This is a genomic window from Winogradskyella sp., from assembly GCF_028282165.1.
Taxonomy (GTDB): Bacteria; Bacteroidota; Bacteroidia; order Flavobacteriales; family Flavobacteriaceae; genus Winogradskyella.
In genome coordinates, this window is sequence record NZ_JANQIM010000022.1 from 1 (window position 1) to 22,784 (window position 22,784).

The window sequence follows — 22,784 nt, forward strand, 5'->3', positions numbered from 1 at the left end:
CTTAAGGTATCCCATGGTAAAAACACGAGAAGGTTATAAAGCGATTTTTAATCTTATGTTATACAAGGATGGAGATCGCTTAAACATGAAACCTTTTGAACCAGGAACGGATGATTTTGGTTTTGCTATGAATGCCCTTTGGGTGCGTTTAAAAGGACAATGATAGTAAAAGTAGGTTCGGGTAATTCGTAAGAGCTACGTTTAGTAGTTGCAATCAAAACATATTTTGATGTCGACAATGATAAATCACTGAAGGTAACAAAATTTTAGACTACCTAAGCTTCAAGAACCCCTAACTCTACCATACAAGCTTTCATCATGTTATAGGTACGTTCTATATCTGCATCTAAACCTATAGAGAAACGTATAAGTCCATCGCTTAATCCCATTTCTTTTTGTTCATCTTCAGGAATCTCGGAAGATGTAGAGCTTCCAGGCGCACTAAACAAAGTCTTGTAAAACCCTAAACTTACGGCTAAGTAGCCTAGGTTGCGTTTTTGCATCAGTTCCATGAGTTCATTGGCTTTTTCCAGAGAACCTACATCTATGGTGAGCATACCACCAAAACCGTATTTATCGTTCATCATAGATATGAATAACTCATGTGATGGATGTGATTTTAGACCAGGGTAAACTGTTTTTAAACCGTCGCCTTCAAACTTTTTGGCTAGATACAAGGCGTTATGGCTATGTTGCTGCATCCTAACATGCAATGTTCTTAGATTTTTTAGTATCGAAGCAGCTCGCAAACTATCCATGGTAGGTCCCAAAAGCATGGCTGCACCATAATTTACATTTCGGAGCTGGTCAATAAAGTCTTGTTCGCCACAGACAACACCTCCTACGGTATCAGACGAACCATTGATAAACTTTGTTAGACTATGGATAACAATATCTGCACCTAATTTAGCGGGAGAAATCGATAAGGGCGAAAAGGTATTGTCTACTACAAGTTTTAGATTATGTTTTTTTGCTAGTTGCGCTAAGCTTTTGATATCTGCAACTTCTAATAAAGGATTGCTAATAGACTCGCAGAATAATACTTTGGTTTTCGGTGTAATGGCCGCTTCAACACGATCTAACTTTGTAATGTCTACAAAAGAGGTGTCAATGCCCAATCTCGGAGCAAAGTTTTTTAAAAATGCATAAGTGCCACCATAAATGGTTCTGCTGCTTACTATATGATCTTCCGTTAAACAAAGTTGTAACAATACAGTAGTAATGGCTCCCATTCCAGAAGCCGTAACGGTTGCTGTTTTGGTATCTTCCATGGCAGCCAAAGCTTCACCTAAGTACAAATTTGACGGTGATGAATGGCGAGAATATAAATAACAACCATCGGCATTACCTTCAAATGTATCGAACATGGTTTTAGCTGACAAAAACGTATAGGTCGATGAATCTGATATTGATGGATTCACACCACCAAATTCACCAAAATACTGTAAATCTTGAATGTTATTAGCAGGTTTAAATTTCATGATGAATGCATTTTTAATCGTAGTTCAAATTTCGTTATAAATAGATATAAAATCAATATATATGTTTAAATAACAAAAAAAAACCTGAATATTTATTTATTATTAGAAAATAAATCTATAATTTCATTGTAAATATATTCCAAACCGAAAAATCATTTATAGGCATGTTAGATCATATAGATAAGGCTTTGCTAAAACTACTTCAAAAGGATTGTAAGCAAACCAATAAAGCACTTTCAAATGCACTTGGCTTATCCGTTACCGCTGTTTATGAACGTATTAGAAAGCTAGAGAATAATGGAGTAATTAGTAATTATGTCGCCTTGATTGATAAAAAGAAAGTCGATAAAGCATTTGTAGCCTTTTGTCATGTAAAGTTGGTACAACATTCTCAAGACTATGTTATGAAATTTGAACGAGAAGTTCGTAAATTGGAAGAAGTTTTAGAATGTTATCATATTAGTGGCGATTATGATTATTTACTAAAAGTACTCGTTGAGCATATGGAGGCGTTTCGTGAATTTATGGTTAAAAAACTCACAACAATAGATCATATTGGCAGCACACATAGTATGTTTATGATCAATGAAGTAAAATGTACAACTGCTATTACATTATAGTATGCAAAGTATTAGATATAGGCTTATAGAGTTTTTCATCATTTTTATTTTAATTCCTATAAGTTTTGCTTTGAAGTTTGCTATTTGGATAAAACTAGCTATAGGATTAGTAGGCTTTCTTTATGTTGCCTATGTACTTCTTAAAGTTGAGAATAATAAGTTTAAGTTAAGACCGCATATCAATTGGACACAATTCTGGAGGCGAACCCTAATAAAACTCGTGTTTATTGCCATAATTACAGGAGTTTACATGTATTTTATGGACTATAAAAACTTGTTTGTAGTTATAAAAACTAAACCTCTGTTGTGGGTAGTGATTTTGTTTATTTATTCTGTTTTTTCAGTTTATCCTCAGGAGTTGATTTATAGAACGTTTTTCTTTCAGCGCTATGAATCGTTATTTAGGAGTCATGCTCTTTTTATTTTGGTAAATGCAGCAGTCTTTTCCTTAGCTCATATATTCTTCAAAAATACTTTAGTGATGTTCTTAACATTCATTGGAGGTGTTTTGTTTGCTTTAACGTTCAAAAAGACAAAATCTACTCTTTTAGTGTCTATAGAGCATGCCATTTATGGTTGTTGGCTATTTACCGTTGGTATGGGCGAAATGCTAGGTTTTCCTTCTTAATGCTTTAAGATAGATTTAGTAGCAAATCATTAAAGGAAGTTGTATTTTTGTTTTTTCATTTAGGTCTATATGAGAACACCCTTGGTTGTATTACTTTTTGTTTCTTTTAGCCTTATTGCACAAGAGCATCCATTTGGCATAAAAGCAGGGGGAAATATTTCGAATTTGGCCGGAGATGGAATAGGTGATTTGTCGCCCTTGGTTAATTTTCAAGCTGGGTTTTACATGGAGATAGTATTGACAAAAGATGTAAAGGTGCAACCAGAATTACTGTTTACAGTATATGGATTTAAACAAAACGAAGGTGATAATCCTAATGTGAGATTAAACTACGTTGCGCTACCAGTAATAGCAAAGTATTTTGTGTCAAAACAAATTAGTTTTGATGCAGGCCCTCAAGTGGGATTATTAGTAACCGCAAAGAATGGCACAGGCTCTATGGCCGATGTCAAGTCAGATTTTTTTGATAGGGATTTTGGAATAAATGTTGGTGCCAGTTATGCAATTTCTAATAAAGTAAGTTCATCATTACGATATTATATGGGTTTAACGGACGTAACTACAGCAGATACAAATAATCAAAATAGAGCATTTCAATTAGCATTTCAATTTAAAATAAAATAAGATATATGAATTCATACGATGTAGCAATAATAGGTTCAGGTCCTGGTGGTTATGTGGCTGCTATTCGCTGTGCACAGTTGGGCATGAAAACTGCAATTATTGAAAAATATTCCACACTAGGAGGCACATGCCTTAACGTAGGCTGTATTCCTAGTAAGGCCATGTTGAGTTCTTCTCATCATTATGAGGAGGCCACAAAGCATTTTGAAGAGCATGGCATAGAGATTCCAGGTGAAATTAAAGTTAACCTAGAAAAAATGGTTGCGAGGAAACAAGCTGTTGTGAATCAAACTACAGGCGGGATTGATTTTTTAATGAAGAAAAACAATATCGACGTTTATGAGGGGCTAGGTTCATTTAAAGATGCTACACACATAAAAATCGATGGTAAGGATGCAGGAGAGATAGAGGCCAAAAATATCATTATAGCCACAGGCTCTAAGCCTTCTAATTTACCTTTTATTACGCTTGATAAAGAACGCATTATCACATCCACGGAAGCTTTAGAGCTTAAGGAAGTTCCAAAGCACATGATCATTATTGGCGGTGGCGTCATTGGTTTAGAGTTAGGACAAGTTTATTATAGATTAGGTGCGGAAGTGACCGTGATAGAATACATGGACAGAATTTTACCAACAATGGATGCGGGCTTGTCTAAAGAATTGAATAAGGTCTTTAAAAAGGCAAAGTGTAAAATGATGATGTCACACAAAGTACAGTCTGTTGAGCGTGATGGTGATGAGGTAATTGTAAAAGCAGAAAATAAAAAAGGCGACCTTGTTGAGTTTAGAGGCGATTATTGTTTAGTATCTGTTGGCCGACGTCCATATACGGATGGCTTAAATGCAGAAGCTGCAGGCGTGAAAATCAATGATAGAGGACAGGTTGAAGTTAATGACCATTTACAGACCAATGTCCCTAACATCTATGCCATCGGAGATGTGATTAGAGGAGCTATGTTAGCTCATAAAGCAGAGGAAGAAGGCGTATTTGTGGCTGAAACTCTTGCAGGGCAAAAACCTCATATTGATTATAATCTAATTCCAGGCGTCGTGTACACATGGCCTGAAGTAGCTGCAGTTGGTAAAACGGAAGAAGAATTAAAAGAGGCTGGAATTGAGTATAAAGCTGGTCAATTTCCATTTAGGGCGTTAGGAAGAGCTAGAGCTAGTGGTGATACCGATGGCTTTGTAAAGATATTAGCAGATAAAACTACGGATGAAGTTTTAGGCGTACATATGATTGGCGCACGTTGTGCCGATTTAATTGCCGAAGCTGTAACAGCAATGGAATTTAGAGCTTCTGCTGAAGATATTTCTCGATATTCGCATGCGCATCCAACGTTTGCTGAAGCGGTTAAAGAAGCGGCACTAGCAGCTACGGATAATAGACCTTTGCATGTTTAAAGCAAGAATATTGTTATTCTGTCCTTATAGTTCCAGATAATTACAAGGGACGGGATGTTTCAAAATCTAATAAAAGCGAACATGGTCACTGAGGGTAGTCGAAGTGCAGTTCGCTTTTTTATTTGTGTTTAAGGCTAAAGTTCCTGCATCAAATCCACAATGCGTAAACGTTTAGAATAATCGTCCTCATTGATGTCTCGCACAAAACAATACGCACTTATATCTTCGTTTTTAACCTTTTCCGAAAGTTCTTCAACTGTATTTGGACCAAACTCTTCAGATTCCGATATATAATAGAATTCGTGTTCATAGATTACATTGCTAACCTTCTTCCTGTACTTTTCTTTTAAAAACAATTGGATGTCTTCAACGGAATTTAACTCTTCATCGTAGTTGGTCGTATTTATATATAGTGCAAATTCTTCCTTGTCTTGATGATTTAACACTAAGATATCGTCATCCTTAAAATATGCTTTTACGTTAATAACACCATCTTCGGTTTCAATAGTAAAAATATTATGGATGTTTAATGTCCAAGATGTTTTAATAGTTGCATCTTTTCTTTCAATTTCCAGGATGTTATCATCCCTAAAGGTATAGATCGATTTTTTTTCAGAAATACCATTAACCAATACCCATTGCTGATTTATAAAATGGGAGTCGTGGTGACGCTCATAATCAAACGGTTTAAGGTTGGGAATGGTATTATGGAGATAATCGTTCATTAAGTAGCTTATTAATTATAATGCCAGAGGCTATTATAACGATAGATTTGGTTTTTTATTTACATAAAACTAGAAATTTTCTAGATGTTTTAAAACTTCTTTCTTATAACTTCGACTAATGGATGGTGAATTCGATTAACTGTATCATTTTCATCATAATACCCCCATAATTTAGTTCTAGAGTTTATTATTTCAGTAATTTTGTAAAAACTCAACAATGGAAGCACTAACCCTCACAACACCAGCACTTCTATTCTCGGCAATTTCTTTAATAATGCTAGCTTATACCAACCGTTTTTTGGCTTACGCAGCGGTAATAAGAAATTTAAGCGAAAAGTATAGAGAAAAGAAAGAGGAATCTTTAATAAGACAAATCAATAACTTAAAACTAAGACTAAATTTAACGCGTTGGATGCAGATCTTTGGTATATCTAGTCTTTTGCTATGTGTTTTGACGATGTTTTTAGTTTATATAGATCAGCATACATCAGCAGTTTGGATCTTTGGTGTAGCATTATTGTTGCTCATTTTATCATTGGCTTTCTTGATTAGGGAAATACAGATTTCAACCCAAGCTTTAGGGCATCATCTAAGTGATATGGAAGAATATTTAAAAAAGTAAGAATTTTTTTAAGATGAAAGTGACTTCATTAAAAAGTTTGTGTCTAAAATCAATAACTAACCAAGTTAAAAGACCTGACAAACCAATTGACAACTGACGCCGTTCATAGCCTAACCGATGAAGCGCTCGTAGAAGCAATCGTAAAAACAAACGACACATTGTTGTTTGAAGTACTTTATGATAGGTATGCCTCTATGGTTTACAATAAATGTTATGGATTTGCAAATGGAGTAGATGAAGCTAAGGATTTAACACAAGATGTGTTTTTGAGGGTGTTCGTTAAATTGGCAAGCTTTAAGGGGAAATCAAAATTTTCGACATGGTTATATGCATTTACATATAATCATTGTGTAAATTACGTAACCAGAAATACAGCTAAAAAGATTGAGAAACAATCTGTAAGTTCTGAAAATATTGATATTCAGAATATTGGTGACGATATTGATTCTACGCAAGAGTTCGAAAGCATGAGAGTTGAGCAGTTAAAGCGTGTCATGGAATTAATTTCTCCAGATGAGAAAATGATTCTATTACTAAAGTATCAGGATAATTTATCGATCAAGGAATTATCAGAAGCTTTAGATATAGGTGAAAGCGCAGTAAAAATGCGCTTAAAAAGAGCAAAAGAAAAACTTGTACATAAGTACGATAATTATACGAAAGATGGAAAATCCATTTAAGCAAATAAATCAACCATTAAAAGAAGTTCCGCCAGAGCTTAAAGGCAAGGTCATGAACGACATTGCTATGGCCAAGCTATTGATGGAGTTAGCGGAACTGTTTTCGTATAATTTAGGATACATTATAGATACAGTAAGCAGAAATAGAAAAAAATAAATGCTTAGTAAGCCCTAACGTAAAATATAAGTATGGAAAAAGTAACAGATTTTAAAGATACAGCATTACAATCACTATCATCTATGTGGCCAGAATTTTCGGCAGTAGCCCTAAAGGCATTAGGGGCCTTAGTTGTATTATTTATAGGGTGGTTAGTGACAAAATTAATAGTTAATGCTATTAAAAAGGTGCTCAAAGTTACCAAAGCCAATAAGCTCGATGATAAATTAAACGATATAGAAATTGTAGAAGGGAAGAAGCTCAATTTTGATACGATTAAGATTGTATCAAAATTTGTAAAATGGGTCATGTACATCATTTTAATTATAATGGTGTCGGATATTATGGGATTAGAGATTATCTCAAATCAAATAAGCGAACTATTATCTTATTTGCCTCAGCTTTTTGCGGCCTTAATCATTTTTACCTTAGGTTTGTTATTTGCTAACTTTGTAAAAAAAGGTTTAAAATCTTTTTTTGAATCCATGGACTTATCTGGTGGCAAAATCATAAGTCAGGTTGTCTTCTTTTTATTGTTGATTTTTATTACCATTACTGCTTTAAACCAAGCGGGTATTGATACAACCATAATAACAAGCAACATTACAATGATCTTGGCAGCTTTTCTCTTGGCATTTGCTATAGCATTTGGACTAGGAGCTAAAAATGTGGTTGCCAAGTTGATGCATACGTTTTATGCCAGAAAAATGTTTGAAGTGGGCCAGAAAATTAATTTCAATAATGAAGATTATATTGTAGATGAAGTAAAAAGTATTTCAATAATTTTGAAAAATCAACAAGGACGATTAATAGTACCTATAAACGATTTAATGGAAAATCAAGTACAAATGCAGGATCAACTATAAGGTTAGGGTTATAGATTTTATCTTGTTATAAAATGTGGTCCTGCAGTACTTGACCTATAAAAAAACCTCTTCAATTCTGAAGAGGTTTTTTCTTTTCTATCTACGTTTTTTATTACGCTTGTTATAATTCTTATCGCCACGCGTTTTTGGTTTTTTGTATTTTTTTGCAATTTCTCGCTTATAAGAGCCTCGAAGATTGGTTTTTTTGTTTTTATCTTTTTTTTCATGAAAAGCAGGCCCAGATAAGTCTTCTTGTTTTCTTTTTATTGGATTGTTGCGCTCTTTTATCTGAGGACGCTCTTCTTCAATCAATTCTGTGGATATTTCTACAGCGTCAGGGATAGTAAGAGTTTCAATCTCTTGCTGCATTAAGGCTTCAATTCTTAGGCGTGATTCTTGTTCCCTTTCGGATGACAGTAAAATCGCGAGACCTTCTTTTTCTGCACGACCTGTTCTCCCGATCCTGTGCATATAATTTTCGGGATAATCGGGAGTGTCAAAATTAATGACATGTGTTACATTATCAATATCCAAACCCCTTGCCATTACATCAGTGGCAACCAGTAATCTATGGGCGCCTTCTCTAAACTGTTCAATACTTCTTAGTCTATAGTTTTGGGTTTTGTTAGAATGGATCACACAAGTTTGCCCTGGAAAAATTTTGTCTAGTATATCAAAAAGGCGATCGGCCATTTTTTTATAGCCTACAAAAATGAGAACCCTAGAAAATTCATCTTCATTCTGTAGAAGATGTTCCAATAAATTCACTTTTGTGTTAAAGTTAGGAACATTATAACGCTGTTGTTTGATGTTTTCTAAAGGTGTTCCGGAAACCGCAATTTGAATTTTTGCTGGGTCAATGAAAAAATCCGTAATCAATTCATCTACGTCCTTTGTCATCGTTGCAGAAAACATAACATTTTGTCTGCGCTCAGGTAAAATATCAAAAATATTTGTCAGTTGATGCCTAAATCCAAGGTCGAGCATAATATCGACTTCATCTATTACCAATTTCTGTATCGATTTTAACTGTAAAACCCTGCTAACCGCTAAGTCGTATAATCGACCTGGAGTGGCTACAATGATGTCTTGACCTTGGGCTACAGCTTGCTTCTGCGTATTGATATTGGTACCACCATAAACACCTAAAACGCGATTGTTAATGTACTTGGATAGTTTCTCTATTTCATCAACAACCTGTACAACCAACTCTCTGGTTGGTACAAGAATAAGAACTCTGGGATTGTCTTGCCGAGAATATTTTAGGTGTCGCAATATTGGCATCATGTAAGCAAATGTCTTACCAGTACCGGTTTGTGCGATCCCGACAACATCTTTTCCAGAGGCCACTATATTAAAGGCTTCTGCCTGAATTGGTGTTGGGTTTTTAAAGCCTAAATCATCAATAGCATTGTATAGAGGTGTGTTTAAATTTAAATCCTGAAAAGTCAATCGTCCTAATTTTGCACAAAACTAACACTATTAATCAACTTAGACTAAATGGGCTTTATCTATTTCAATACTGTATGTTGCATTAAAATCAGAATTTGGTTGCAGCACAATAATACCTTCTTTATTAATTAATTGTTGATTGGTACTTTCAGAATCTGCAATACCTAACCATGGTTCAATACAAACATATGGTGCATTAGGCTTTGCCCAAATACCTAAATAGGGGAAGTCATCGAATCTTACAGAAAGAATTCCTCCCTTTTCTTTATGTTTTAAAGTCACGGCTCTAGATTTAATATCCCTGAAAATCAGGGCATCTTCATTAAATAAATGTGGTCTTAGTTGAATTTTGTGCCCTTCTGTAAAAACGGCTTTTGTCTTTTTAGTAACTAATCCTGTAGGCATATCTAGGATGTAAGATTTGCTGTTTTCGAGTTTTTCAAAATCTAGAAAATAATCCGTGTACAGTTCACCATCATAGAGAGGACAATTAAAAGCAGGATGACCGCCCAAGGAAAAATAAATGGTTTTCTTATCCGTGTTTTTTACAGAATGATGTAGGTGTAGTACGTTATCAATAAGTGTATAGGTCAATAAAAATTCAAAATCAAAAGGATAAATCGCACTAAGCTTATTATTTGAAATCAATCTGAATGCAATTTTATCTTTGGATTGCACCATGACTTCAAAGTCTTCATGATGTCTCAAAAAGCCATGCTTGGGCATTTTATAGGCTTTAGAGTCATAGTAATAGGTGTCGTCTTTCAATGCGCCAATTATTGGAAATAAATTGGGCGCATGGCTTCCCCATACTTTCGGGTCGGCTTGCCATAAAAACTCTAGATTTGATTTTACAGAGGTAATATTACATAACTCAGCACCCTTATGTTTTATATTTATGTGAAGGCTTTCGTTTTTTAGGCTGTACATGGTATTAGTTTTGTTGAAATATACAATACTTATTTCATTAAAAGTATTCTGTTTATTTTTGCAAAATTAAAATGATCTATTGAGAACATCAGTTACTTACCCGTTAAAACATCCTAAGCGTTTTAAAAAGCAATTATTGTTTTGGGCACAACAATTTGATAATGTTGTATGGATAGATTCTAACGATCATAAGGATAAATATAGTCAATATGATGCCATATTAGCTGTTGATGCTTTAACAAGTTTGCGCACTGATTATGATAATGCCTTTAATAGTCTCAACGAATACCAGCAATCTACTCAAGATTGGATTTTTGGATATTTAACTTATGACTTAAAAAATACCATAGAAGATTTAAAGTCTAACAATTTTGACGGTATAAAGCTTCCAGATATATATTTCTTTCAGCCAAAAAAGCTATTCTTGGTTAAGGATGGGCAAGTGGAAATTAAGTATTTAAAAATGGTTGATGATGAGATTGAAGATGATCTTAGAACCATAGAGCTATCAAACAATCAAAAAAGTGGGCCATTAGCTAATGGCATAAAAATTAAGCTTAGAATTCATAAGGACGAGTATTTTGAAAAAGTAAGTACGATGCTTGCGCATATACAACGTGGCGATATTTACGAAGCTAATTTTTGCCAAGAGTTCTATGCGGAGCACAGTACGATTAATACCGTTGAAACCTTTAACAAGCTCAATGAGATTTCTCAACCTCCTTTTGCAACATTTCTAAAATGTGACGATAAATATCTATTGTCGGCTTCACCCGAACGATACATTACAAAAGATGGCAATATTGTAATTTCGCAGCCCATAAAGGGAACAGCCAAGCGTTCTACCGATAAAGAAGAAGACCAAAGGCTGGCTAAAGCATTGTCAATTGACGAAAAAGAGCGTAGCGAAAACATCATGATAGTTGATCTGGTACGTAATGATTTGTCCCATACAGCCGAGAAAGGAAGTGTGAAAGTAGAAGAGCTCTGTAAGGTCTATTCTTTTTTGCAAGTACATCAAATGATTTCAACCATTACATCAAGAGTTTCAAAAGCGGTTAAGCCCGTTGAGATTTTGAAAACAACTTTTCCTATGGGCAGTATGACGGGTGCACCTAAAATTTCAGCAATGAAAATCATCGAAGAATTAGAGGAAACCAAACGCGGTTTATATTCGGGCTCTGTGGGTTATTTTGCGCCAAATGGTGATTTTGATTTTAATGTAGTGATTCGCAGTATTCTCTACAATGCAAAACAAAACTATATTTCCTATTCGGTAGGCAGTGCAATTACATCAAAGAGCGACCCCTTAAAGGAATATGAGGAGTGCTTGGTAAAAGCCAAGGCCATGCGCGAAGTCTTGGAAAGTTAAAAGACTCAATTTAAGGTTATTAAATGTGCTCGGCTAAATATCCACTTACTCTAAGTGGCTTCTAAAGCTTTTTTTAACTCTATCAAAAATATCCTCTATACGATCCGTGGTTATATTTTTTATTTTGGCGATATCGTCAAAATCCAGATTTCCGAAGATGTATAAATCCACAATATTAGAGATATTAATGGGAAGCCAGCTATAAAAGCGACCAAATACCTTAGGAGATTCGGTCTTGGATAAATTTTCTAGTTCAAAAGCCTTAAGTATTGAGGCTTGTTTGTCATCGTAAAGGTACAAGTGGTTACTTTGATCTTGCTGATATGAAATATCGCTTAATTCCGTATTTAAGATTAAATCCAAGTCGGCATCGATCGTATAGTCTTCACTTAATCGGCTCATCTCATCTTGAAGGATGCTGTCCGTGCTTATAGTATTCTTATGATAGGCTTCTTTTTTAAAAAGTTCATTCATATAGTTATCTACAAGTTTAAACAATTCAAGTTTTACCGCCATTCGTTCGGCTTCTATATTAAAACCGTTGCTGTAGAGTTCAATGATACATTCATCAATGATACCATTGGAAGAGTACATGTTTTTTGGTAAAATGCCTGTGGTTTCGGCTATATAAATTCTGTGTTTTACGTAGGGATGTAAATGGGGCACTGCAGAAAGTACTTTCTTATCAAAAGCAGTTTGAGCAGATTTTGACGATAGTTCTTTGAAAGTGCTCATAAATCAATTGTTTTATTATTTCATTAAAGCTAGACATAACAAACAGTCTTTTCTATGACAAATGTCATTATTAATCTAAAAACATAAGTAGATGTCATATCTCATTATTGTATATTTACCCTATGTTAACAGCCTTTAGGGAATATATTGATGACCATTTTAAATTCTTGCATTCAGCGAGACTGCTCATTGGTGTTTCGGGAGGTATTGACAGTGTGGTCCTCTCGCATTTGTGCAAGTCTTTAGATTCTGACTTTGCTTTAGCCCATTGCAATTTTAATTTAAGAGGAGAAGAAAGTAATGCAGATGAGGATTTTGTTCTGGAATTAGCCGAAGAGCTCGATGTTGAAGTGTTTATCCAAAATTTTGATACCCAAGCGTATGGAGAAGAACATAAACTTTCCATACAAATGGCTGCAAGAGAGTTGCGGTATCATTGGTTTGAAGAGTTGGCAGAACAGCTACAATTCGATTATATACTTACTGCACATCATGCGGATGATAATCTAGAGACCTTTTTAATCAACTTTACCAGGGGCACAGGACTAAATGGCTTAACAGGAATACCAGAGGTTAATGACAATATTGTAAGGCCTTTGTTGCGATTTTCGAGAGTAGAGATAGAAGCCTATGCGATGGAGGAGCAGATAAAGTGGCGAGAGGATAGCAGCAACTCATCTCGTAAGTATCTCAGAAATAAATTACGCCACGAAGTAGTACCAATCCTAAAAGAGATCAATCCACAGTTATTAGATAGTTTCCAGAATACTTTAGGGTATTTAAATGATACGGCAGATATTGTAGAGGAGAGTTTAAATGCAGTTTCTAAACGCGCCATAACAACTATTAATGATAAGGAAATTATCTATAAAGTTTCAGAATTCAAAAAAGTAAATAATCCAAGAGCTTATCTTTTCGAAATGTTCAAGGATTTTGGATTTACGGAGTGGAATGATGTGGTAGATTTATTAGATGCCGAAACTGGAAAGTACGTTAAATCCAACACACATCGATTAATAAAACATCGTGAATTTTTAATTTTAACCGATCGTCAATCAGAACGAAGGGAAGAATCTTTCGTTATAAATGAAGTAGATAATCCTGTCGAAACACCTCTAGGGACTCTAGACTTTCAAAAAGTAGATGCACTTGAAGATAATTCCAGTACTACTATTTTCGTAGATTTTGAAAATATTAAATTTCCTCTAGAGCTTCGCATTTGGGAAACAGATGATGTATTTCATCCATTAGGTATGAAAGGCAAGAAAAAGTTAAGTAAATATTTAAAGGACGAAAAGCTATTACCAACAGAAAAAGCACATACTTGGGTATTGGCCTCAAAAGGCAATATTGTTTGGGTGGTTGGAATGCGAGCAGACGATCGATTTAAAGTCACAGACAAAACACAACAAATTTTAAAAATTGAATTGACCTAGCTTGCTGTCAGTTCGAGTGTTCCGACTGTGTTCACTGAGCTTGCCTGTGCTGAGCGTGTCACATTGAGCGCAGTCGCAATGAAGTCGAAGCATCGAAGTGTAAACGTCGGAATGTATCGAGAACTGTAAAGAATAATTATGAAACTAAAAGGCAACATAGTAGACATACCTAACCGCAAAATTTTTAAGGGAGAGGTGACCATTGAAGATGGAATCATTACGTCGATCATTGAAAAGGACTGCGAAGAAAACCATTTTATACTTCCTGGGTTTGTAGATGCACATATCCATATTGAAAGTTCAATGTTAGTGCCATCAGAATTCGCAAAAATAGCCGTAAAACATGGTACAGTAGCAACGGTATCAGATCCGCATGAAATAGCCAACGTTTTAGGTGTAGAAGGCGTGGAGTTTATGATAGCCAATGGTAAGCAAACCTCTTTTAAGTTCAATTTTGGGGCACCATCATGTGTGCCTGCTACGAGTTTCGAATCAGCTGGTGCAGTGATCGATTCAGAAGCTATTAAAACGTTAATGGCAAACCCGAATATTAGGTATTTAGCAGAGATGATGAACTATCCAGGCGTTATTTACAAGGATACAGAAGTCCTTAAAAAAATAGGGTGGGCAAAGCATTTCGATAAACCTATAGATGGCCATGCACCAGGATTACAAGGTGATGATTTAACAACATACATAGCTGCAGGTATTTCTACAGACCATGAGTGTTTTACCTACGATGAAGGACTGGAGAAACTTCAAAAAGGGATGAAAGTTATCATAAGGGAAGGTAGTGCTGCCAAAAATTTTGAAGCCTTAATCGGTTTGTTGGACGAGCATTATCAGCATATGATGTTTTGTAGTGATGACAAGCATCCAGATGATTTATTATTAGGACATATCAATCAATTATGTACTAGAGCAGTGGCAAAAGGCATAGATGTGTTTAAAGTGCTACAGGCGGCATGTGTAAACCCGGTAAGACACTATGACTTGGAGGTTGGTTTATTGCAGGTTGGTGATAGAGCCGATTGTATTATTGTCGAAGATTTGAGAGACTTTAGTACACTTCAAACGTTTATTGATGGTCAACGTGTTTATGGTAATGGCGTTTCAGAAATTAAAGATGTCGAATTCGAGAACTTAAATAATTTCAGCGTTGATAAAAAAGAAATACTGGATTTTAGGTTGGAATCTAAAGCCAAAAAAATACGAGTCATTGAGTGTTTGGATGGTGAGTTGATTACGAACCAAATTATTGAAAATGCCACAATTAAAGACGGTAACTTAGTCTCTAACATTGAAACAGATATACTCAAAATGACAGTGGTTAATCGCTACAAAAATGATATGCCAGCAATCGCATTCATAAAGAACTTTGGACTTAATGAAGGCGCAATTGCATCATCTGTAGGGCACGATTCTCATAATATTATTGCACTAGGCGTTTCGGATGAGATGATATGCAAAGCAGTCAATCTTATTATTGAGCATAAAGGCGGTATTTGCGCTGTTAGCGATTCCGAAGAAAAGGTAGTTCCGTTACCAGTAGCAGGCATCATGAGCGATCAAGATGCAGAGACCATAGGTCAACGATATGCAGAGTTAGACCAAATGGCGAAAGCACTAGGGAGTCAGCTTCATGCACCCTACATGAGTTTATCTTTTATGGCATTATTGGTAATTCCATCGCTAAAATTAAGTGACAAAGGACTTTTTGATGGGAATACCTTTCAATTTACAGATCTCGAGGTGTAAAATGTTATCACTTCAATGTCACACTATGTACAAATTTAAGATGATGATAAAGGCCATTCCGATAAAGTGCTGCATTGAGGAATCTCATAGTTTTTTATTAGCTTAACAAGGCGCGTTTATTCGAGTGATTCTGAAATATCAATAGTATCATAAAGAAGTCATTCATCAAAATTTACAAACCGTTAATTGACTTTATTTTGTTTGTAAGAATAATAGTAGTTAATTTGAAGTTATAAACTCACAATTAGATGAAACAGATATACATATCAATTTTTTTAGCTTTTGGTTTTTTTCAGTTAGGATTTGGACAAATTGGTTTTGGGGAAATTATTATAGTAGAAGGTATAAATTCTGTGCATAGTGTTAAGGATGTCTTTGCAGGTGATTTAGATAACGATGGTGATGTTGATCTTGTTTCTGCTTCTTGGTTTGATAACAAAATATCATGGTACGAAAATTTAAATGGTTATGGAGAATTTGGTGATCAGCAAGTTATTTCTAATACAGCACCTAAAGCAAGTGCTGTATTTATCATAGATGTTGATGGAGATAGTGATAATGACATCGTTGCTGGGTATTCTGACCCTTCAGATTATAAAGTAGTATGGTATGAAAATCTTGATGGGCAGGGAACTTTTAGTACAGAACAGGTTATCTCTACTGATGCCATACAAGTGAGATCTGTATATGCGTGTGATATTGATAATGATGGAGACATAGATGTTTTATCTGCATCTCCTGTTGACGATAAGATAGCTTGGTACGAGAATCTTGATGGTGAAGGAAGTTTTGGAGAACAACAAGTAATAACCACTTCTACAAATGGAGCCTTAAAAGTTCACGCTGCCGATATTGATGGAGATACAGATATGGATGTTTTAACGGCATCAAATTTAGATGATAAAATCGCTTGGTATGAAAATCTAGATGGCCAAGGCACTTTTGGCGAAGAACAAGTAATAACAACTAATGCTGATTTGGCAGAATCAGTTTTTACAAGTGATATAGATAATGATGGCGATTTAGATGTGTTATCTGCATCATTTTTCGATGATAAAATAGCTTGGTACGAAAATACTAATGGACAAGGAGATTTTGGGGTAGAACAAGTTATTTCGACAGATGCAGATGGAGCGAGAGATGTTTATTCCATAGATTTAGATTCAGATGGAGATATGGATGTGTTATCTGCATCATATCTTGATAATAAAATAGCTTGGTATGAAAATCTTGACGGTTCGGGGACCTTTGGAGATCAGCAAATCGTATCAGCCACTAATAATGGAGCTGAATCCGTTTTTGCAATCGACATAAATAATGATGGAAGAAAAGATGTCCTTTCGGCTTCGTTTTTAGTAAATAAAGTTGCTTGGTATAAAAACTTAGGTTTTCGGGGTAATGAAATAAGCGGTACTGTGATGAATGACTTAGATAATGATGGATGTGATGATGGAGATAGTGTTTTATCAAACTTGCTCGTCATTGCCTATAATGACAATTATAATTTTTCTACTTTTACAAGACAAGATGGTACTTACCAGATAGCTGTAGATGAGGGGAATTTTACGACACAATTAGAAAACTTGCCACAATACTATACGTCTAACCCTTTGTCGGCAACATCTACTTTTACTGGTATTGGAAATACGGATACGGTTGATTTTTGTATAGAACCAGCAGATATTTTTAATGATTTAAACATAAGTGTCTATCCAGCTATTGACGAACCAAGACCAGGGTTTGATACAACGTACCAGATAGTTTATAATAATATTGGTACAATACAATTAAGTGGAGATATCACTTTTGAATTCGATGATTCTAAAATTCAGTTTTTAAATGCTAGTGAAACAGTTGTATCTCAAACAGCAAATACCTTAACGTTTAATTATAGTGATTTAAATCCATTTGAAACAAGAACCATAGATTTAGAATTTAATGTATTTCCACCACCAACCACCAATATTGACGACGTGTTGGTGTCAACTGCAACTATAAACCCTGTCTCTGGAGATGAAACAGAAGGAGATAATGTTTTTGAGCTAGAGCAAACGGTTATCGGTTCTTACGATCCAAACGATATTACTGTGTTGCAAGGAGATGAAATTTTTATTGAAGATGCAAGTAAATATCTTGATTACTTAATACGTTTTCAAAATACAGGTACAGCGAGCGCTATTAATGTAAGTGTAGAGCATGTATTAGATGATAAACTCGATTGGTCAACCATGCAATTGCAAAGCCTTAGTCATAGTGGTAGAGTGGAAATAACCAATGGAAGCGAGGTTAATTTCATATTTAATGATATCCATCTACCAGACAGTACAAGCAATGAGCCAGATTCTCATGGTTATATCGCTTTTAAAATAAAACCAAAAAGTAATGTTCAAGTTGGTGATATTATTAGTGGCGTAGCCGATATTTATTTCGATTTTAATCCGCCAATAATTACAAATACAGTAAACACGGAGATTGTAGAACCACTAAGTATAGGATACCAAGAGCTACGAAGTGTTAGAATATATCCAAATCCAGCAAGGGATATGATAGATGTTATATCGAGACAGATTATTGATGAGATTACACTAATAGATATCAACGGAAGAGTGCTTAGTACAATAGAAGTTTCAACGACAGATTATCGTCTAGATATCTCAGCTTTGTCCAAGGGGATATACTTTTTAGATATTAAATCTGGAGACTCAACATCAACAAAGAAGCTTATAAAGAATTGATCTAATATCCTGATACACTCATAAAGCATACAATAATTCATAGATAGAGCTTACGGTATTAAAAAAGTAAACGACTATTTAAATATTTTTATGACAACCCAGTCTGTTGAGATTGGGTTTTTATTTACTTTTTACAAAGATTAAAAAGGTCAAATTGAAAACCCATAAAATATATAGGTTTTGTTGTTTTCGTCGATAGTTTCGTGTGGTTAGTAGAATAAATAAAAATACGAAGTTGTAAAGCGCTTAAGGAATGGTTTTTTTTTTATGTTTATAAATCAAAGAATACCATCATGATTAAAAAATACCTTCTAGCTTTAAGTTTCCTTTGTATCTTAAAGGTATCTTCCCAAGACAATAATGCTTTTGTTACATCATATCTCGATAAACTTGTAGAGCGTAATACACTCTCAAAAAAAGATGTACAAAGTTATAAAATCACTGATAGCCATACAAGCCGAAAATCTGAAGTAAAGCATTTTTATTTCCGACAAAGTTATAATGGTGTAGAAATCGTCGGAACAGAATCTGGATTACACATCTTACCAGATGGCTTAGTTGTCTCAAGCTCTAATAATTTTATTACTAATATAGAGGATAAAATATTAGCTAATTCTAGAGGCTCTATCTCTAACAGAGACGCTATTTTAAGAGTTGCTCAGCAGATGAATTATCCAATAACCGGTAGTTTAAGACAAAACGCATATGGTTACGGTACAAAGCTAGATCCTAATAAAGCTATTTTTACAGATGGAGGAATTTCTAAAGTTCCTATTCCAGTTAAGAAGATATACTATTCAAGAGAATTTGAGAAACCTGTTTTAGCATGGCAGTTGTCGATATATGAAATTAGCGGAGAAAATTGGTTTAACTTTTACGTTAATGCAGAGACAGGTGAAATCTTAGCTAAAAATAATTGGAAGACATCCTGTGGTTTAAGTAATCATGAATGTTCAGACCATTCGCACAAATCTGAAATGTCGTCTTTGGAAGTGTCTGTTCCAACTACAGACGATTCAAAGCCTTTTGGAGGATCGGTCTATAATGTATTTGCATTACCCCTAGAGAACCCATTCTTTGGGCCAAGAACCCTAGAAGTGGATCCACACAACTTAATAGCTTCTCCATTTGGATGGCATGATACAAACGGCAGTGCAGGAGCAGAATTCACCGTTACTCGCGGTAATAATGTAAACGCTTATGAAGATGGTGACAATCCTGGTTATCAACCAGATGGTGGTACAAGTCTAACTTTCGATTATCCATTCAATCCAGTGTTTAGTGCTGGGGATCAGTCAGAAGATGCAGCAATAACTAATCTTTTTTATTGGAGTAACATTATACACGATATTATCTATTTATATGGTTTCGATGAAGAAAGCGGAAACTTCCAGGTGAATAACTACAATGGTTTAGGTGTAGGAAATGATCCGGTCAATGCTGAAGCACAGGACGGTTCAGGATCATGTAATGCTAATTTTTTTACACCACCTGATGGCTCTTCTGGAGTTATGCAGATGTACACTTGCGATTTTAGAGATGGTGATTTTGATAATCATGTCATTATCCACGAATATGGACATGGTATCTCAATTAGACTTACAGGTGGTGGATCAAACTCAGATTGTTTATTCAATGACGAACAAATGGGAGAAGGATGGAGTGATTGGTATGGAAGCATATTTACAATGACTGCGTCAGATCTTCCAACAGATCTCAAAACTGTTGGTAATTGGTTATTCGGACAAGACCAAGATGGTCCAGGAATTAGAGATTATCCGTATACTACAGATTTGTCTCAAGATCCAAGAACATACGACTATATAAAGACGACCTTTGGACCGCATCCTTTAGGTTCAACCTGGGCAGCTATGCTTTGGGAATTAACTTGGGGACTAATTGAAGAGCATGGTTTTGATCCAGATGTCTATAATGGTACTGGAGGTAATAATATTGCTATAGCCTTAGTTACCGAAGGCTTAAAGTTGCAACCTTGTAGTCCTGGCTTTGTTGATGGTCGAGATGCCATTCTAGCAGCAGACATAGCTTTGTATGGTGGTGCCAATCAATGTATTATTTGGGACGCTTTTGCAAAAAGAGGACTTGGTTTTAGTGCTGTTCAAGGTTCATCGGGCAGTAGAATTGACGGTGTCGAAGCTTTTGATACACCAACAACCAATCTTGATATTGAAGAAAATAGCTTCTGCTTTTTTGAAAGTTCCGTAGTACTAGGCGGAGGCATTCCTATCGGAGGTGTATATTCAGGACCGGGTGTAACAGATAATGGTGATGGGATTACATTCACTTTTGATCCTACTACAGCTGGACAGGGAACTCATACTATAACATATACTGCTACAAGTATTTGTTCTACATCTGGCACTGCAACTGATACCATAGAAGTAACTAATGGTGAGCCAGAAATTATATGTCAAGACATAACACTGACTTTAGACAGCTCGGATACTTTAACCATAGTCCCAGAAGATATTGTTACTAATTTCCTTCCAAGTGAGGGTTATACATTAGATCAGTCGGGAACTTTTAGTCCTGAAGATATCTCTGCCGGAAGCTCAACGGTAACATTATTCGATGATCAGGTATCTAGTGCTTTACCAATTGGATTCGATTTCAATTTTTATCAGAATACCTATTCTAATTTTTATATTTCATCTAATGGTTTTATAACCTTCGACTCCGGAGGCGAAAGTGGGTGTTGCGCAGGTCAAAATTTACCAAGCGGTTCACTACCCAATAATTTGATCGCATTTGCTTGGGATGATTTATATCCGCCTGGAAGCGGAACAATAAGGTATGCTACAATTGGATCTGCACCTAACCGTATATTGGTGGTTGATGTTGTGGATATACCTTTCTGTTGTGATTCAACACCAGAGGTAACCACACAAGTAAAATTATTTGAAGGATCTAATGTAATCGAGATTCATAGTACAGATGTATCCGGATCACCGATGACTCAAGGTATAGAGAATATTGATGGTACCCTTGCTTTAACCGTACCAAACAGAAATTCTGAAACAATTTCTTTTGCGAATGATTTTGTAGCGTTCATTCCAAATACTGGGAGTTTTCCAGATAATTGTGGTTTAGAAACAACAGTTATTATTGATATTGACACTTTCGACTGCTCAAATATTGGTGATAATTTGGTGACAGCTACCGTAACAGATACAAACGGCAATACGGCTTCATGTACAGCAACAGTGACGGTGCTTCCTAATAGTGGTGCCGAATTAGATCTGGCTACAACCCTGTTTTGTGAAGACGAAGGCCTGATGTCGGGACTTTCGGGAGGTTCACCGATTGGAGGCGTTTATGGTGGAACAGGTGTCACTGATGACGGCAACGGTACGACCTTTAGTTTTGATCCTGCCGTGGCAGGAGCTGGCATGCACACCATAACCTATTCGAGTATGAACTCTTGTGGTACTGTTACATCAAGTTCACAAGATGTCGAGGTCCAGCCAGCCATTCCAGATATTGTCTGCCAAGATATTACCTTGGCACTAGAATTAAATGGAACCGCGACCATTGAGCCATCTAACATATTACTGGGAGGTGATATATCGGGATCTTTATATGCCTTGAATCCTTTCTCGGCCAATAGCAATATTTCACGCTATGACTACAATGCTATAGATGATACAATCTCTGTAGATACAGGGTATAATGGCAGCACACAGATAGAGCGCAATTTTGCCATGGACAGTGATCCATCAAGCGGAACAGTTTATATTATGAGTGCGACCAGTAATTCTGCAGCGCGTGAACTGTTCAGTTTCGATATAGAGACGGGCAACGGAGGGGCACAGTTGATAGGCACCATAGTCTCAGTTACGGGCAACACGAACCCACAGGCTATGGCGTTCGGTCCCGACGGTACGCTTTACTTCGCTTTTAACAACGGCGAGATCAACGCCTACAATGTATCCACACAGACCATGAATGCGTTCAGCAATGTTTCTGGCAGTGGTGCCGTAGGGCTTACCTATGATTACGACAACAACCGATTGATCCGTTCTTCGGGTACTGGTACTGTATCTCTTAGTGCCATCGATCTAGCAACGGGAACGGCTTCGAGCCTGTTCAGTGTTACGCCAGGTTGTGGCGCACAGGCTATAGAGTACGTGGGCAACAAGTTGATTGCATCTTCTACTGGAGGCTGTAACAAGGTGTATATCATAGACCTCAATACACAATCGGCTACCGATCTTTTGAATCCTTCACAGACCTTTACGAGCATCAAGGACTTTATGTACCTAGGTGGGCTTCCTGTTGACAACTGCAATGGCCAGGCACTGACCTTCACCTTGGACCAGGATAGTTTTACCTGTGCCGATATAGGGGACAATATGGTTACGGTCACGGCGACCGATGGGCAGGGCAATCAGACTAGCTGTACTGCCGTAGTGACGGTGACCTTGCCAGAACCTTCGGAACTGATCTTTGATCTGGCTACAACCCTGTTTTGTGAGGACGAAGGTCTGGTATCGGGACTTTCAGGAGGTTCACCGGTTGGAGGCGTTTACAGTGGAA

18 protein-coding genes are annotated in these 22,784 nt (G+C 36.1%); 13 read left to right on the plus strand and 5 right to left on the minus strand.

Features of this window, described 5'->3' with window-relative positions; genetic code table 11:
• Positions 1 to 275: 275 nt before the first annotated feature.
• Positions 276 to 1,481 carry an aminotransferase class I/II-fold pyridoxal phosphate-dependent enzyme gene (locus Q0972_RS08940; protein ID WP_299365010.1) on the minus strand — a complete coding sequence of 402 codons (1,206 nt, stop codon included), beginning with the start codon at positions 1,479 to 1,481 and terminating at the stop codon, positions 276 to 278.
• Between the two features lie 164 nt (positions 1,482 to 1,645).
• Between Q0972_RS08940 and Q0972_RS08945 the strand changes: the two genes are divergently transcribed.
• The 4 genes from Q0972_RS08945 (at position 1,646) to lpdA (ending at position 4,759) form a co-directional block, all read left to right on the plus strand.
• Entirely contained in the window at positions 1,646 to 2,101 is a 456-nt protein-coding gene (locus Q0972_RS08945; protein WP_299365011.1) for an Lrp/AsnC family transcriptional regulator, read from the plus strand.
• A 1-nt stretch (position 2,102) separates the two neighbouring features.
• Entirely contained in the window at positions 2,103 to 2,729 is a 627-nt protein-coding gene (locus tag Q0972_RS08950) for a CPBP family intramembrane glutamic endopeptidase (RefSeq protein WP_299365013.1), read from the plus strand.
• Positions 2,730 to 2,798: 69 nt separating this feature from the next.
• Positions 2,799 to 3,353 (plus strand): porin family protein, encoded by a 555-nt coding sequence (locus Q0972_RS08955; RefSeq protein WP_299365014.1) that lies wholly within the window; start codon positions 2,799 to 2,801, stop codon positions 3,351 to 3,353.
• 5 nt (positions 3,354 to 3,358) lie between these two features.
• The gene (gene lpdA, locus Q0972_RS08960; protein ID WP_299365016.1) at positions 3,359 to 4,759 is read left to right on the plus strand and encodes a dihydrolipoyl dehydrogenase; all 1,401 of its coding nucleotides are present in this window, start codon (positions 3,359 to 3,361) and stop codon (positions 4,757 to 4,759) included.
• A gap of 134 nt (positions 4,760 to 4,893) precedes the next feature.
• On the opposite strand, the gene Q0972_RS08965 is transcribed toward lpdA, so the two are convergent.
• Entirely contained in the window at positions 4,894 to 5,484 is a 591-nt protein-coding gene (locus Q0972_RS08965) for a hypothetical protein (protein ID WP_299365018.1), read from the minus strand.
• A 217-nt stretch (positions 5,485 to 5,701) separates the two neighbouring features.
• Between Q0972_RS08965 and Q0972_RS08970 the strand changes: the two genes are divergently transcribed.
• The 4 genes from Q0972_RS08970 (at position 5,702) to Q0972_RS08985 (ending at position 7,809) form a co-directional block, all read left to right on the plus strand.
• Positions 5,702 to 6,106: a DUF2721 domain-containing protein gene (locus tag Q0972_RS08970; protein WP_299365020.1), complete on the plus strand. Its 405-nt coding sequence runs from the start codon at positions 5,702 to 5,704 to the stop codon at positions 6,104 to 6,106.
• Positions 6,107 to 6,192: 86 nt separating this feature from the next.
• Positions 6,193 to 6,786: an RNA polymerase sigma factor gene (locus Q0972_RS08975; protein WP_299365021.1), complete on the plus strand. Its 594-nt coding sequence runs from the start codon at positions 6,193 to 6,195 to the stop codon at positions 6,784 to 6,786.
• A complete protein-coding gene (locus Q0972_RS08980; protein WP_299365022.1) occupies positions 6,770 to 6,943 on the plus strand; it encodes a hypothetical protein in 174 nt (57 codons plus the stop codon). The genes Q0972_RS08975 and Q0972_RS08980 overlap by 17 nt, the downstream gene beginning before the upstream one ends.
• Before the next feature lie 32 nt (positions 6,944 to 6,975).
• Entirely contained in the window at positions 6,976 to 7,809 is an 834-nt protein-coding gene (locus tag Q0972_RS08985; protein ID WP_299365023.1) for a mechanosensitive ion channel, read from the plus strand.
• Positions 7,810 to 7,905: 96 nt separating this feature from the next.
• On the opposite strand, the gene Q0972_RS08990 is transcribed toward Q0972_RS08985, so the two are convergent.
• Both Q0972_RS08990 and Q0972_RS08995 read right to left on the minus strand, forming a co-directional pair.
• Positions 7,906 to 9,261 (minus strand): DEAD/DEAH box helicase, encoded by a 1,356-nt coding sequence (locus Q0972_RS08990; RefSeq protein ID WP_299365024.1) that lies wholly within the window; start codon positions 9,259 to 9,261, stop codon positions 7,906 to 7,908.
• 39 nt (positions 9,262 to 9,300) lie between these two features.
• Positions 9,301 to 10,191 (minus strand): aldose 1-epimerase family protein, encoded by an 891-nt coding sequence (locus tag Q0972_RS08995; RefSeq protein ID WP_299365025.1) that lies wholly within the window; start codon positions 10,189 to 10,191, stop codon positions 9,301 to 9,303.
• A 79-nt stretch (positions 10,192 to 10,270) separates the two neighbouring features.
• Between Q0972_RS08995 and Q0972_RS09000 the strand changes: the two genes are divergently transcribed.
• Complete coding sequence (locus tag Q0972_RS09000; protein ID WP_299365026.1) at positions 10,271 to 11,563, plus strand: anthranilate synthase component I family protein; 1,293 nt, start codon at positions 10,271 to 10,273, stop codon at positions 11,561 to 11,563.
• A gap of 45 nt (positions 11,564 to 11,608) precedes the next feature.
• On the opposite strand, the gene Q0972_RS09005 is transcribed toward Q0972_RS09000, so the two are convergent.
• On the minus strand, positions 11,609 to 12,298 hold the full coding sequence (locus Q0972_RS09005) for a hypothetical protein (protein WP_299365027.1): 690 nt from the start codon (positions 12,296 to 12,298) through the stop codon (positions 11,609 to 11,611).
• A gap of 122 nt (positions 12,299 to 12,420) precedes the next feature.
• Between Q0972_RS09005 and tilS the strand changes: the two genes are divergently transcribed.
• The 4 genes from tilS to Q0972_RS09025 form a co-directional block, all read left to right on the plus strand.
• On the plus strand, positions 12,421 to 13,734 hold the full coding sequence (tilS, locus tag Q0972_RS09010) for a tRNA lysidine(34) synthetase TilS (RefSeq protein WP_299365028.1): 1,314 nt from the start codon (positions 12,421 to 12,423) through the stop codon (positions 13,732 to 13,734).
• Between the two features lie 138 nt (positions 13,735 to 13,872).
• Entirely contained in the window at positions 13,873 to 15,492 is a 1,620-nt protein-coding gene (gene ade, locus Q0972_RS09015; RefSeq protein ID WP_299365029.1) for an adenine deaminase, read from the plus strand.
• Positions 15,493 to 15,740: 248 nt separating this feature from the next.
• On the plus strand, positions 15,741 to 18,227 hold the full coding sequence (locus Q0972_RS09020) for a T9SS type A sorting domain-containing protein (protein WP_299365030.1): 2,487 nt from the start codon (positions 15,741 to 15,743) through the stop codon (positions 18,225 to 18,227).
• Between the two features lie 293 nt (positions 18,228 to 18,520).
• Positions 18,521 to 22,784, plus strand: a 4,264-nt coding sequence (locus Q0972_RS09025; protein ID WP_299365032.1) for a M36 family metallopeptidase, incomplete at its 3' end; no start/stop codon positions are given.

What these genes read in the sequence shown, in the direction of transcription:
- Q0972_RS08965 (WP_299365018.1), bottom strand. Translation starts at nt 5,484, where the DNA reads ATGAACGATTATCTCCATAATACCATTCCCAACCTTAAACCGTTTGAT.
- Q0972_RS08970 (WP_299365020.1), top strand. Translation starts at nt 5,702, where the DNA reads ATGGAAGCACTAACCCTCACAACACCAGCACTTCTATTCTCGGCAATT.
- Q0972_RS09020 (WP_299365030.1), top strand. Translation starts at nt 15,741, where the DNA reads ATGAAACAGATATACATATCAATTTTTTTAGCTTTTGGTTTTTTTCAG.
- Q0972_RS08995 (WP_299365025.1), bottom strand. Translation starts at nt 10,191, where the DNA reads ATGTACAGCCTAAAAAACGAAAGCCTTCACATAAATATAAAACATAAG.
- Q0972_RS08950 (WP_299365013.1), top strand. Translation starts at nt 2,103, where the DNA reads ATGCAAAGTATTAGATATAGGCTTATAGAGTTTTTCATCATTTTTATT.
- Q0972_RS08945 (WP_299365011.1), top strand. Translation starts at nt 1,646, where the DNA reads ATGTTAGATCATATAGATAAGGCTTTGCTAAAACTACTTCAAAAGGAT.
- tilS (WP_299365028.1), top strand. Translation starts at nt 12,421, where the DNA reads ATGTTAACAGCCTTTAGGGAATATATTGATGACCATTTTAAATTCTTG.
- Q0972_RS09005 (WP_299365027.1), bottom strand. Translation starts at nt 12,298, where the DNA reads ATGAGCACTTTCAAAGAACTATCGTCAAAATCTGCTCAAACTGCTTTT.
- lpdA (WP_299365016.1), top strand. Translation starts at nt 3,359, where the DNA reads ATGAATTCATACGATGTAGCAATAATAGGTTCAGGTCCTGGTGGTTAT.
- Q0972_RS08955 (WP_299365014.1), top strand. Translation starts at nt 2,799, where the DNA reads ATGAGAACACCCTTGGTTGTATTACTTTTTGTTTCTTTTAGCCTTATT.
- ade (WP_299365029.1), top strand. Translation starts at nt 13,873, where the DNA reads ATGAAACTAAAAGGCAACATAGTAGACATACCTAACCGCAAAATTTTT.
- Q0972_RS08980 (WP_299365022.1), top strand. Translation starts at nt 6,770, where the DNA reads ATGGAAAATCCATTTAAGCAAATAAATCAACCATTAAAAGAAGTTCCG.
- Q0972_RS08985 (WP_299365023.1), top strand. Translation starts at nt 6,976, where the DNA reads ATGGAAAAAGTAACAGATTTTAAAGATACAGCATTACAATCACTATCA.
- Q0972_RS08940 (WP_299365010.1), bottom strand. Translation starts at nt 1,481, where the DNA reads ATGAAATTTAAACCTGCTAATAACATTCAAGATTTACAGTATTTTGGT.